This window comes from Thiohalophilus sp., from assembly GCF_031581315.1.
Lineage (GTDB): Bacteria > Pseudomonadota > Gammaproteobacteria > UBA6429 > Thiohalophilaceae > Thiohalophilus.
The window spans coordinates 1-12,707 of record NZ_JAVLAZ010000071.1; the positions used below are offsets into that span (position 1 = coordinate 1).

The window sequence follows — 12,707 nt, forward strand, 5'->3', positions numbered from 1 at the left end:
CCATTCGTGAACGCCGGCCGGTCGTGGTCCGCGACGTTGCCAGTGATACCTCGTACAGCCCCTGGCGCGAGGCCGCCCTGGCCGGGGGGTACGGTTCCCTGGCCGCATTTCCCCTGCGGCACGACCAGACGGTGCTCGGGGTGCTTTGCCTCTACGCTGTCGAGCCGGATGCTTTCGACGAGGCCGAGCTCAAGCTGCTCTCCGAACTGGCCGACGACCTCGCCTACGGGATCCGCGCCCAGCGTACCGGACTCGCCCACGAGCTGGGCATGCAGCGGCATCAGGATCTGTTATACGCCACCATCAGTGCCATCGCTCTGACAGTGGAGAAGCGCGATCCCTATACCACCGGCCACCAGGAGCGGGTCTCCCAGCTTGCCACGGCCATCGCCCGCGAACAGGGCATGGAGGCGGACCGCATCGAGGGGATCCGCCTGGGTGCCCTGATCCACGACATTGGCAAGGTCTACGTTCCGGCCGAGATCCTGACCCGACCCGGCAAGCTGCGCGCTATCGAGTTCGAGCTGGTCATGACCCACGCCGAGGTGGGCCGGGAGATCGTTGCCGACATCCCGTTCCCGTGGCCGGTGGCGGAGATGATTCACCAGCACCACGAACGCCTCGACGGTAGTGGCTATCCCCGGGGACTGGCGGGCGATGCGATCATACCGGAGGCCCGGATCCTGGCGGTGGCCGATGTGGTCGAAGCGATCGCCTCTCATCGCCCCTATCGACCGGCGTTGGGTATGGATAAAGGGCTGGAGGTGATCGAGGCCGGACGCGGCACCCTGTTCGACCCGGCGGTCGTGGATGCCTGTCTGCGTTTGTGCCGCGACCAGGGGTTCACCTTCACTCCGGAGGAGGCCTCATAGCGACTGCCAAGAGATCCTCTCCCGGATAAATCCGGGGAGGTGATTCTTTGTTCGGATAGTACGAGGGCGAGTAACGAGGAAATGATCATGCTGTGAGCACGGTCGTTTATCGCTACCCATGAACTCGACCGGGTCATAAGTCGGAATGCGATTATTTTTTATAAATAACCTGATCGGTTTTTTGGTCAGTCTTACCATCAGTGCCGGAGCACAAGCGGGCATGCAGTGCGAAAATCGCCTCGTTGGTGAGGGAGATTTTACCGCCGAGGTACTGAGAAAAGGCGGCGAACCGGACAATCGTGAAATCTTTCCGGCGACGCAAAAACGAAGGGGCGGTGACGATCGAGCTTGGGGTATATGGACCAGAACACGGCACGCTGAGATATTTGCGTTTTATTGATGGTAATCTGATGGGACTGAATAAGTGTTTCGAATAACAGTCCATTGACTGAGCAGCCTGGAGCAAGGAACGAAATCCAGAAGCAGTAAACTCAATAATCACGCTGTCGGCACAAGCCGGCAAAGTATCTCGTGCTTCGTCCCTTCGTTGAGGGGCGCAGGCCCGATAAAGCACGTCAGAATCGAACGATTGCGGCGCAGCCGCTCTTACGGCTGCAAACTGCGACTGCCAACTTTCTCTATTCCCTGATGAGTTTGCCGGATTCTTCCAGATAGATTTTGCCTTTGTCCATAACGGTATCGTCCTCGGCCCGTTCGGAGGCTTTGTGGACTTCTTCCAGTGTTTCGGCCAGATCCTCAACGTCGTCCTCAATGCGTTTCAGAGCATTTTCCAGAGTATACGTGAGGATATGAATTTCACCCATTTTCTTCGGGGTCATCTCACCATCGAGCAGTTTTTCCAGTTTCTTGTTATAGACGCCCAGGTTTTTGAATGCTTCCTCCAGTGTTCTGGACGGTTCGCCCTCGAAGTGTTCAGGCATATCATCATCGGCTTGCGCGCTGAACGTGGGGATGACCAGGGCGAAGGCGGTGGCAAGCAATAATGGACGTTTTAGGAATAACATATTCTGGGTCTCCGGTAGCAGTGTAATAATGAGGTGCCGGTGTAAATTTATCATATAAGTTAAACATAATATGCTGATCGGGTAAATACAGGTAAACGGTTACAGTGCGGGATGGTTTTCTGGATAGATAAAATCGCTCGAAAAAACCACGCATTGCAGGGCTGTTCGGGTTGTTTGATTTTGACGTTGGTAGTCATCGAAGCGGATTATGCCCTTTCGGGCCTGGTTGATTCTATATTACATATCGGCGCTTTATATCAATGGCCGCTAATTTCTTTGTCGACCAGCGGCAGTCGCAGTCTGAAGCAGGTTCCCCGGTCGCTGCTGTTAACGATAACCAGTTCACCGCTCATTTTCTGAACAAGTCGGCGGCTGATGGCAAGGCCCAGTCCGCTACCGTGAGGATTGGCGGTGTTTTGGCTCCCGCGGCTGAATTTTTCAAATACCTGTTCTGTATCGGCAATACCCGGCCCGTTGTCGCTGACATCCAGTTCATAATGACTGCCAGTGTTTCGGCTCTCTACCCTGACCCAGGGCCGGGGGTTGGTGTTATACAGGATGGCGTTGGTTAACAGGTTGATGAGCACTTGATAGAGGCGCTCGGCATCGCCGCGCACCTGTGCAATTGTGGCGCGTTCACTGCTAATGAGCGTTACCCGGTGTTGTTCTGCCAGAGCGTGACAGGTCTCCAGTGCGCGATCGATGATGGTTTCCGGGTTGATGGCCGCTGACTCGATTAGCATATGGCCCTGTTCCAGATGGCTCATTTCGAGTATTTCATCCAGAAGACGGGTGAGTCGCAGGCTTTCCTCATGAATAATGCTGATGAACCGCCGGGATTGTTCGCTGGATAGCGTGTCGTTGTTCAACAATAATTCAGCGAAAGAACGAATGGAGGTCATGGGGGTACGGACTTCGTGGCTGACCTGGCTGAGAAACTCGTCCTTCTGGGCGTCAAGCTGTTGCAAACGCAGATTAGCGCTGCGTAGCTCATCGGCGGTGGCTTGCAGTTGTGTTGATTGTTGTTCCAGTCGATGGCTGTACTCGACAACCTGCTGGGTCTCATCCACCAGTTTGATGATCTCATCCATACTGATGGTCTCGCCGGTGGCGATCTGGGAGACCAGTGCATGAGCCGTGGAGGCACCGATATTACCGGCCAGACGTCGCTCGATGGTGGCGATGCCTTTGGCACCCAGAGGTGGGAGTTGTTGCAGGATCAGCTCGCCACCCGTGAGTTCCTCAAAAAGCTTGTGGGTCTCCACCGGGCCGAGGATGCGCTGGGTGAGTTTGTACAGATCCTTGATCGCTGCGTGGCGGTGCATTACCTGTGCCTCGCTGCCCACCAGATTGCGAAATACATCAATGAATAACGCGCTCTGAAGTTTTTCAAGTGGCCGGTGCGTTGTCCACACCGATACCAGGACAAACAGCGCGGCGTTGCTGCCCAGGCTCCAGAACACTGAATGAACCAGCGGGTCCATGCCATCCAGACCGAACATTGCCTGCGGTTTGAGCAGCTCAATACCCCATGGGCCGTATTCGACCAGTGAGGCCAGCGCACCGCCGGCTTCACTAAGACTTGGTATGAACGAGGTATAGATCCACAGAACAAAGCCCGCAGTGAGTCCCGCGATAGTTCCTTTGGTGGTGGCATTGCGCCAGTACAATACGCCCAACATGGCCGGGAAAAACTGGGCGACGCCGACGAAGGCGATCAATCCCATGGCCGCCAGCGCATCGGATTCGCCGCTGAGATGGAAATAAAGATAACCGAGCAACAGGATCACCGCGATCGAGATGCGACGGGTAATCAACATTATGTTTTTGATGTCTCCGCTGGTATCCAGATTCTGGCGCGGCATACGCAGAATGAGCGGTACGACAATATGATTGGAGACCATAATGGACAGGGCGATACTCGAGACAATGACCATGGAAGTGGCCGAGGAGAAACCGCCGATAAAGGCCAGCAACGCCAGCAGGTCCTGATCGGCCGACAATGGTAAAGTGAGCAGGAACATGTCCGGATTCGTCCCTTGCGGTAACAGGGCAGTGCCGACAATAGCGATGGGCAGCACAAACAGGCTGATTAAAAACAGGTACAGGGGAAAGGCCCATGCCGCGGTACGAAGGTGGTTCTCATCGGAATTTTCCACCACGGTAATCTGAAACTGACGCGGGAGGCAAACAATGGCGATGGCGGAGAGTACCATCATGTTAATCCAGCGCCAGCCAAACAGCTCATTGTCATAAATGATGCGCTCGGCCGTGGGTAATTGAAAAACCTCATTCACGCCACCGGCGATTCCGAATACGACAAACAGACCCACGGCCAGAATGGCAAACAGTTTGACGATCGCCTCAAAGGCAATGGCCGCCACTACGCCCGGGTTATGTTCGTTGGCATCGAGGTTGCGAGTTCCGAACAGGATAGTGAACAGCGCCATGGTCAGTGCCACCCAAAACCCCGGATCAGTATCGGCAATGATGGATGCGCTGGCGCTGTTGTCACTGGCCAGGTTGAATACTTCGAAGCTGGCTGTTACTGCCTTGAGCTGCAGAGCGATGTAGGGGGTTGCGGCGATCACGGCAATACAGGTAACCAGCACACCCAGCACGGCGCTCTTGCCAAAGCGCGAGGAGATTAAATCGGCGATCGAAGTGATGCGGTACGCATGACCGATTCGTACCAGTTTTCGTAACAGGAACCACCAGCCGACGAACACCAGCGTCGGCCCCAGGTAGATCGTGGCGAATTCCAGTCCGTTGCGTGCCGCCGAGCCGACAGCACCGAACAGTGTCCAGGACGTGCAATAGACGGAAATGGAGAGCGTATACACCAGCGGGGAACGCAACAGCCGATCCTGGCCGGCCCGGGCCCGGCGTTCACTGAAAAACGCCAGGGCGAACAGTACCACCACATAAGCAAGAGCAATAAGCAGGACGAAGTTGGTACTGAGCATGTCGTGCTAAGTGCTTATCTGGTGGAGTCGGGATGCGGCTGTCGCGATATCAACCATATCCCGATGATCAATATCAGCCAGAGCCCGAAGATATAAAATACAGGCAACGGGATCCCCCATAGAGTCACGTGCCTGGCAAAAATCAGCGCGAGCGGCGGCAGTAGTAGCGCGATACCCAGCGCGAGGAGTGATGCGGCACTTTTTCGGGCTCTAGTGATCATACGCGGCTCTCTGTGACTGTCCGACCAGTCGTTCCACGCACTGCAGTACCTCGGCGTTGGAAAAAGGTTTGGCGATGAAAGCGTCGGTGCCGAGCTGCTCGGCCATGGCGCGATCCTTGGCCTGACCCTTGGCCGTGAGGACCAGCACCGGCAGTTGTGTGAATTCCTTGCCGGCTTTGAGTTCCTTGAGAATCTCGAATCCGTTTTTGCCGGGCAGCATAAGATCCAGGATGAGCAGATCGGGCCGGGTCTTGCGCAGCGCCTCCAGCACCGCTTCGCCATCGGATTCGGCGGTCACCGTGTGGCCAGCCTGACTCAATATAAAGCTGAGTGCATCGACGATGTAAGGTTCATCTTCAGCAATGAGTATCTGTCCGCTCACGCACGGCCTCCCTTTTAGAATGTTATTATTCGATTCTCATTTTTCTTTTTTCCACCCGTTTGGCCGGGCGGATGCTGTCAACACAATCTATCAGCAACCGCACCCGATTTGAATGCTCGCTGCCTTATATAAGCGCTCCGAATGCCAGTCCAGAGAGATTGCTTCGTCACGTTCTTTCTCGCATAGGATTTCGCCACTTTATAGCGCATGGCCGACCGCACGCCCCGGGGTGATGGGGGGTTCCTGGCGATGCTGGCAGTCGAGTCGCTGGCACTGGCGACAGGTTGATCCCACTGGCACGGCCGCCTCGGCCGCGCGCAGGTCGATGCCCTCGGCATAGATCGTCTGATCGGCATGCAGCACTTCGCAGGCCAGCATTACCGAGAACATAACCGGCTGGGCGCGGAAGGTGGCGGCGCGTTTGGTGACCGTACGCGCGATCATTAAAAAACGGTTGCCGTTATGGAACTCACCCAGCTCACGAACCACCCGGCCGGGTGTCTGGAAGGCGCTGAACACGGGCCACAACGGACAGGCGTGACCGAAGCGCGGTAGCGAGAGACCAAACAGGGGAAAGCGTTTGGAAATATGCCCCGACGGATCGACGCGCAAAAACGCAAATGGCACCCCTTCGGCGCCCGGCGCCCGCAGTGTGATCAGCCGATGGCAGATCTGCTCAAAACCGGCCTCGTATTTCTGGCGCAGTATCTCGATGTCGTAACGCTGGGTTTGTGCATCTTCTAAAAACGAAGCGTAGGGAAACAGCGCGGCACCGGCCATGTAGCTGGCGAGCGCACCCCGCGCCCGGTCCCGGGCGGCGTCGGTGCTCAGTCTGGGATCGGCGACCAGGGATTCCAGGGTATCCGCAAAGCTCAGTTGCGCGGCAACCCGCATGGTCTGAAAGCGCCGTGTGGTGGGTGGTGCGTTGGCCAGAAAACAGAGTAGCCGATTGTTTTCATCGAAATAGCTCTGGTTGCGCCACAGTGTGGCATGGGACTGTTCATAAGCGCTGGTCTGGACTCGGATGGCAAACTTTTCTTCGAGATACTTCAGGAGAGCCGCGTCGATGTTGCTTCTGTCGAGGCGCTCCAGTTCTCTGCGCAGTTGCAGACCAGCTTCTTCCAATGTCGGAAAGTAGTTGCGCTCGCCAATGATGAAATCGTCAACCTGCTCGGCAGCGGCCAGTGAGGGATCCAGATTGTTTTGCACTTCAAAATGCGCAATCAGTTCCTGGGTCGTGTCGGTTAGCCGGGTGCTTTCATCATGCAGCATGGTTTCAAACCGGTTGCGCTGTTGCGGATCAATCGTGCTGTCGCTGACCAGGATCTCGGAGATAGAGCGCAGGCTGGTAATGCGGGTGAGGATGGTATGCATAGTAGTTTGTAACCACGGATCCTGATTGAGGCGGTCGTTCAACAGGGATAGTGCCTGGTTACTGTCCAGATAGGCGCGGTACAGCGCCAGAATCATGCGGGCCCAGTTGGGATTACGGGCGATGATTTGATCGGCGTAGTTGGCCTCAAGATCAATGTGGCCCAGTATCGGATCCGCGGCGAGTTCACGCAGATCGTCGCGCAGGCGCTGTTCGGTGATGCCGGTCAGTTCCCCCACCTCCAGGCCCAGGGCACTGGCGAGTCGGGTGGCGAGCCGCCCGCCGACCGCGCGCTTGTTGGCCTCGATCAGGTTCAGGTAAGAGGCGGAAATTCCCAACTCCCCGGCCAGGGCGGCCTGGGTCACACCCCGTTCCTTGCGTCGCTCGCGGATCTTGTAACCTATCGCGCCTGCAGCCATGACCGGTACGGCCTCTCAGAGTTTGTCAATTATTTACATTATAGCTATAAATTTGTGCCATTAATTTACAGCGCATTGGCTTTTATATCAAACAGTTATTGCTTTAGTTTACAGGCGGCTCTACAGTTGCGGGGCAATATCGCCACACACCGGGGCTCGTCGCTGGTATTTCTCGTGACCTCGGGGCGGGAGGAAACATTTTACCAACCCACACCATCTGGAGGAGAACCAGACTATGAGTGATGATTTCAACAACAAGCGTCGTGACTTCCTCAAGTCAACGGCAGCACTCGGTGTCGCGGGCATGGCGCCCACCGTTTTTGTTCGCAATGCCTGGGCACAGGATTTCGTCAATAATCCCGGCAAAGCCGCGGCGATCACCCTGGGCTTTAATGTTCCGCAGACCGGCCCTTATGCCGACGAGGGGGCCGACGAGCTGCGCGCCTTCAAGCTGGCCGTCAAGCACCTCAACGGTGAAGGCGACGGCGGTATGCTCAATACCATGAAACCGATGGCGCTGAAGGGCAACGGTATCCTGGGCAAAAAGGTCAATTATGTGACCGGCGATACCCAGACCAAGTCGGACGCGGCGCGTGCCTCGGCCAAGCGCATGATCGAAAAAGACGGCGCCCTGATGATCAGCGGCGGCTCCTCGTCGGGTGTGGCCGTTGCCGTGCAGTCGTTGTGTCACGAGGCAGGTGTAATGTTCATGGCCGGTCTGACCCATTCCAATGACACCACCGGCAAGGACAAGCGCAAGTATGGTTTCCGCCACTTCTTCAATGCCTACATGTCCGGTCAATCACTGGCACCGGTGCTCGCGGAGCGTTACGGCACAGAGCGCAAGGCCTACCATCTGACGGCCGACTATACCTGGGGCTGGACCCAGGAAGAGTCCATCAAGAACGCCACCGAAGGGCTGGGCTGGCAGACGGTTGAAACCGTGCGCACGCCGCTGGGCGCGGGCGACTTCTCCCAGTACATCACCCCGGTGCTGGACTCCGGTGCGGACGTGCTGATCCTCAACCACTACGGCAAGGACATGGTCAACTCCCTGACCCAGGCCGTGCAGTTCGGTCTGCGCGACAAGCAGGTTAACGGCAAGGACTTCCAGATCGTGGTACCGCTGTTCTCACGCCTGATGGCACAGGGTGCCGGCGAGAACATCAAGGGGATCCTCGGCAGTACCAACTGGAACTGGGCGTTGGAGGATGCCGGCTCGCAGGCCTTCGTCAAATCCTTCGGTCAGGAATACGGCTTCCCGCCGTCGCAGGCGGCGCATACCTGCTACGTGCAGACCCTGCTGTATGCCAACGCCGTGGAAACCGCTGGCACCTTCTATCCCTGTGAGGTGATCAGTGCCCTGGAAGACTTCCAGTTCGATGGCCTGGGCAATGGCCCGACGCTGTACCGTGGTGCTGATCATCAATGCTTCAAGCCGGTGCTGGTGGTAGAGGGTAACGATAACCCCTCCAGCCAGTTTGACCTGTTGAAGGTGGTCAAACAGGTACCGACCGAGCAGGTCATGTACGATCCCTCCATCTTTGGCGGGGAACTGGGTAGCTGCAAATAAAATTTTTGCGGAGCTTACCCCGAGACACCGGCCCTGTTTCACGGGCCGGTGTCTGATTATTTGCGACCTGCCGGTATCAGCCGACAGGTCATCGTTGTCAGCTTAACGAAATCGGTAGATTTAACGTGGATGCATTAGTACTGCAGATCCTCAATGGCCTGGACAAGGGCAGTGCGTACGCCCTGATCGCACTGGGGCTGACCCTGGTATTTGGCAGTCTGGGCGTGGTCAACTTTGCCCACGGTGCCAAATTCACCCTGGGTGCATTTTGCGCTGTCAGTTTCCAGCAGCTGTTGACTGTCTCCAAGAAGGTCAAGGATGAGAGCGTCACCTTCTTCGATGCCTACAAGGAGGTCCCCTACCTGGAGATATGGTGGGGCGATACCGGCAGTATGATCATCGACTGGGCGGTGCCCCTGTCGATTTTCCTGGCTATTCCGGTCATGTTGATCATCGGCCTGATTCTCGAGCGCGGTCTGTATCAATTCTTTTACAAGCGCACGCATGCCGAACAGATCCTGGTGACTTTCGGTCTGGCTATCGTGATTCAGGAGATGATCAAGACCTTTTACGGTGCCAACCCGATTCCCACCCCGGCACCGGAAATGTTGTCGGGTGCCGCGCCGATTGGTGCCTGGCTCGGTCTGGGCGAATCGGTGGCCTATCCGTACTGGCGGATGGTGTACTTCGCGTTTGCCCTGCTGGTTATCGGACTGGTCTTCGCCTTCCTGCGCTATACCACCTTTGGCATGGTGGTGCGTGCCGGCATGTCGGATCGGGAGACGGTCAGTTTGCTGGGACTCAACGTGGAGCGGCGATTTACCATTTTGTTCGGTATTGCCTCGGTGGTGGCCGGCCTGGCCGGGGTAATGTATACACCCATCCTGCCACCGGACTATCACATGGGGATGGAGTTTCTGGTGCTGTCCTTCGTCGTGGTGGTGGTCGGCGGAATGGGGTCGCTGCCCGGCGCGGTAGCGGCCGGTTTTCTGCTGGGTATTCTCCAGTCCTTTGCCTCCATGAATGAGATCAAGTCGGTATTGCCCGGCCTGGATCAAATCATTGTTTATTTAATTGCCGTAATAGTGCTTCTGGTTCGCCCGCGCGGGTTGATGGGCCAGAAAGGTGTAATGGAGGAGTAAGCGGTGAAGATGTTCAGTCTTTCACGTAATGACAAGTTGTTAATGCTGGGCTTCACCGCCGTGGTCCTGCTGGCGCCGTTGTGGTTGCAACCCTTCGGGGCGGGGTATCCCGATCTGCTGCAGAAGTTTGCCATCTTCGGATTGTTTGCGGTCGGCTATAACATTTTGTTCGGCCTGACCGGTTACCTGTCTTTCGGTCACGCCGCCTTTCTCGGGGTCGGTTCCTACACGGCGGTATGGTCGTTCAAACTGCTTTCGCTGAATGTTATTCCGGCGGTGATCCTGGCCACGCTGCTGGCCGGGTTGTTCGCGGTGGTGATCGGTTTTCTCAGCCTCCGTCGCAGCGGCATCTATTTTGCAATCCTCACCCTGGCTTTTGCCCAGATGAGTTACAAACTGGCCTATTCGGTACTGACGCCTATTACCAACGGTGAAACCGGGCTGCGCGTGCTGCGCGACGATCCGCGCATCATCGATAATATGCTGGGAGCCACTCATGAAGGTTCACCCATCGGCACACTGTTTGGCATCGGGATGCAGGGCTACGCGGCGTTTTATTTTTCGGCGATCATATTGATACTGGGCTTTTATATATCAGTCCTGATCTTCCGTTCGCCTTTCGGTCTCAAGTTGCGTGCGATCAAGTCCAATCAGAACCGCATGCAATACACCGGCTATAATACCCGGCCGTACCTGCTGTGGGCGTTTGTCATCTCCGGTATGTATGCCGGCATGGCCGGCTCACTTCTGGCCGTGACCGATCCCCTGGCCGGGGCCGAGCGCATGCAGTGGACCGCCTCCGGTGAAGTGGTGTTAATGACGATCCTCGGCGGCACGGGAACCTTGCTCGGTCCGATTATCGGAGCGGCTTTGATTAAATACTCAGAGAATATTTTTTCCGCGTTCAATGAGTCCGCCTTGCATGAAGCCTTCTCGTTTCTGCCGGGCTTTATCGAGAATTTTCTTGTTACCATTATTCATCCCTTTGTTGGCGAAGGCTGGCACCTGACACTCGGCGCCCTGTTCATGATCATCGTGATCTTCCTCCCCGGCGGGTTGATGGATGGTATGTCCCGTATCGCCAGACGCTGGCAGGCCAGAAAGCAGCGGTCAGAAGAAGCGGACAGCTCACAGGGGGAGGGCTGAGCCATGACAACAGATATCGTTTTAAATATCGCCTACGTGGACAAGAGCTTCAGCGGGCTGCATGCCCTTAAAGATGTCAATCTGCAAGTGGAAAAAGGCAAGACTCACGCCATTATCGGCCCCAATGGTGCCGGCAAATCCACCTTGTTGAATGTCTGTATCGGTCGACTGGCTCCGGATCGCGGTACCGTGACATTCAATGGCGAGGTTATTACCGGCAAGTCGGCCCACGAGATCAATCAGGCCGGGGTGGTCCGGGTGTTTCAGACACCGGAGATTTTCCACGATCTGACGGTACTGGAAAATGTCATGATTCCGGCGCTGGCCACACGCGATGGCTCGTTCAAACTCAATCCGTTTGTGCGCATGGATGCCGAGACTGACATTCTGCGCGAGGCGGAGCAGGCGCTTGAGGAAATGAACCTGCTCGAGAAAAAGCACATGCACGCGGCCACTATGTCGCGCGGTGACAAGCGGCGCCTGGAACTGGCCATGGGCCTGGTGCAGCACCCGCAACTGTTTTTGCTGGATGAACCCACCGCCGGTATGTCGCGCGCCGACACCAATGCGACCATCGCCTCTTTGCAGCACATCAAGGAGCGGGGGATGACCAAGGTGATTATCGAGCACGACATGCAGGTGGTGTTTTCCCTGGCGGACAAGATATCAGTGCTGGCACAGGGGCAGATTATCGCCGAAGGGACGCCGGATGAGATCCGCGGCGACCCCAGGGTTCAGGAAGCCTATCTGGGAGGTACCCATCATGAGTGATCACGCCGAAAAACACGTCGTTCGCGGTACAGGCTCCGATCCCGCCTTTTTTTCCTGCTGGAACCTGCATGCCTATTACGGCGAAAGCTATATCGTGCAGGGGGTGAGTTTCGATGTGCGTGAAGGGGAGATCGTCGCGTTGCTGGGACGTAATGGTGCGGGCAAGACCTCGACGCTGCGTACTATCGCCCAGATCGGTTCACCCCAGTTGCACCATGGCGAAGTCTGGCTGGATCATCAGCCGCTACATACCATGAAGTCCTATCAGGCGGCGCAGGCCGGCGTTGGCCTGGTGCCGGAGGATCGGCGTATCATTCCCGGTTTTACGGTGGAAGAGAACCTCAAGCTGGCGCAGATCGCCAAGCCCATCGGCTGGTCACTGGAACGTATCTATGATCATTTCCCGCGCCTCGGCGAGCGACGCCATCAGGAGGGTACGACGCTCTCCGGTGGTGAACAGCAGATGCTGTCAGTGGCCCGTGCCCTGGCCCGGGACATCAAGCTGCTATTGCTCGATGAACCCTACGAAGGGTTGGCGCCGGTCATCGTCAAGGAAATCGAAAAGATTGTCGAAAATATCAAGGAACTGGGTATTACCACCATCATAGTGGAGCAAAATGCCATTGCCGCGTTGGAGCTGGCGGATCGGGCTGTCATTCTTGATATGGGACAGGTCGTGTTCGATGGCTCGGCCCAGGAGGTATTGGATAACACCGAGCTGCGTCATCAGTATCTTGCACTTTAAAAGGCGTTATTGAAACGCGGCTGTTGTCGAACCGAAGATAGAGAAAAGCCCCGCATTGCGGGGCTTTTTGTTT

At 56.5% G+C, this 12,707-nt stretch carries 11 protein-coding genes; 7 read left to right on the top strand and 4 right to left on the bottom strand.

Features of this window, described 5'->3' with window-relative positions; genetic code table 11:
• Together RI563_RS10150 and RI563_RS13425 are read left to right on the top strand one after the other, a co-directional pair.
• Positions 1-872 (top strand): HD-GYP domain-containing protein (locus RI563_RS10150; RefSeq protein ID WP_310694266.1); only part of this gene is annotated, 872 nt, incomplete at its 5' end.
• Between the two features lie 220 nt (positions 873-1,092).
• On the top strand, positions 1,093-1,272 hold the full coding sequence (locus RI563_RS13425; RefSeq protein ID WP_317622880.1) for a DUF2845 domain-containing protein: 180 nt from the start codon (positions 1,093-1,095) through the stop codon (positions 1,270-1,272).
• A 238-nt stretch (positions 1,273-1,510) separates the two neighbouring features.
• Here the strand turns inward: RI563_RS13425 and RI563_RS10155 are convergent, their stop codons facing one another.
• From RI563_RS10155 to RI563_RS10170, 4 genes are all read right to left on the bottom strand, one after another.
• Positions 1,511-1,897, bottom strand: coding sequence for a DUF6746 family protein (locus RI563_RS10155; RefSeq protein WP_310694267.1), 387 nt, complete (start codon positions 1,895-1,897; stop codon positions 1,511-1,513).
• A gap of 257 nt (positions 1,898-2,154) precedes the next feature.
• Positions 2,155-4,863, bottom strand: a complete 2,709-nt coding sequence (locus RI563_RS10160) for an ATP-binding protein (protein WP_310694268.1) — start codon at positions 4,861-4,863, stop codon at positions 2,155-2,157.
• A gap of 210 nt (positions 4,864-5,073) precedes the next feature.
• Positions 5,074-5,466: a response regulator gene (locus tag RI563_RS10165; protein ID WP_310694269.1), complete on the bottom strand. Its 393-nt coding sequence runs from the start codon at positions 5,464-5,466 to the stop codon at positions 5,074-5,076.
• A 198-nt stretch (positions 5,467-5,664) separates the two neighbouring features.
• Positions 5,665-7,257, bottom strand: coding sequence for a helix-turn-helix domain-containing protein (locus tag RI563_RS10170; RefSeq protein ID WP_310694270.1), 1,593 nt, complete (start codon positions 7,255-7,257; stop codon positions 5,665-5,667).
• A 235-nt stretch (positions 7,258-7,492) separates the two neighbouring features.
• On the opposite strand from RI563_RS10170, the gene RI563_RS10175 reads away from it, so the two are divergent.
• The 5 genes from RI563_RS10175 to RI563_RS10195 all read left to right on the top strand — a co-directional run bounded on the left by RI563_RS10175 (position 7,493) and on the right by RI563_RS10195 (position 12,634).
• Positions 7,493-8,830, top strand: coding sequence for a substrate-binding protein (locus tag RI563_RS10175; protein ID WP_310694271.1), 1,338 nt, complete (start codon positions 7,493-7,495; stop codon positions 8,828-8,830).
• 125 nt (positions 8,831-8,955) lie between these two features.
• Positions 8,956-9,972 (top strand): branched-chain amino acid ABC transporter permease, encoded by a 1,017-nt coding sequence (locus tag RI563_RS10180; RefSeq protein ID WP_310694272.1) that lies wholly within the window; start codon positions 8,956-8,958, stop codon positions 9,970-9,972.
• 9 nt (positions 9,973-9,981) lie between these two features.
• Positions 9,982-11,118 carry a branched-chain amino acid ABC transporter permease gene (locus tag RI563_RS10185; protein WP_310694275.1) on the top strand — a complete coding sequence of 379 codons (1,137 nt, stop codon included), beginning with the start codon at positions 9,982-9,984 and terminating at the stop codon, positions 11,116-11,118.
• A 3-nt stretch (positions 11,119-11,121) separates the two neighbouring features.
• Positions 11,122-11,889: an ABC transporter ATP-binding protein gene (locus tag RI563_RS10190; RefSeq protein WP_310694273.1), complete on the top strand. Its 768-nt coding sequence runs from the start codon at positions 11,122-11,124 to the stop codon at positions 11,887-11,889.
• Positions 11,882-12,634 (top strand): ABC transporter ATP-binding protein, encoded by a 753-nt coding sequence (locus RI563_RS10195; RefSeq protein WP_310694274.1) that lies wholly within the window; start codon positions 11,882-11,884, stop codon positions 12,632-12,634. Before RI563_RS10190 ends, RI563_RS10195 begins: the two co-directional genes overlap by 8 nt.
• The last annotated feature ends 73 nt before the right edge of the window (positions 12,635-12,707 follow it).

Coding starts and splice junctions, on each gene's coding strand:
- RI563_RS13425 (WP_317622880.1), top strand. CDS start 1,093: ATGCAGTGCGAAAATCGCCTCGTTGGTGAGGGAGATTTTACCGCCGAG.
- RI563_RS10155 (WP_310694267.1), bottom strand. CDS start 1,897: ATGTTATTCCTAAAACGTCCATTATTGCTTGCCACCGCCTTCGCCCTG.
- RI563_RS10160 (WP_310694268.1), bottom strand. CDS start 4,863: ATGCTCAGTACCAACTTCGTCCTGCTTATTGCTCTTGCTTATGTGGTG.
- RI563_RS10170 (WP_310694270.1), bottom strand. CDS start 7,257: ATGGCTGCAGGCGCGATAGGTTACAAGATCCGCGAGCGACGCAAGGAA.
- RI563_RS10175 (WP_310694271.1), top strand. CDS start 7,493: ATGAGTGATGATTTCAACAACAAGCGTCGTGACTTCCTCAAGTCAACG.
- RI563_RS10185 (WP_310694275.1), top strand. CDS start 9,982: ATGTTCAGTCTTTCACGTAATGACAAGTTGTTAATGCTGGGCTTCACC.
- RI563_RS10190 (WP_310694273.1), top strand. CDS start 11,122: ATGACAACAGATATCGTTTTAAATATCGCCTACGTGGACAAGAGCTTC.
- RI563_RS10195 (WP_310694274.1), top strand. CDS start 11,882: ATGAGTGATCACGCCGAAAAACACGTCGTTCGCGGTACAGGCTCCGAT.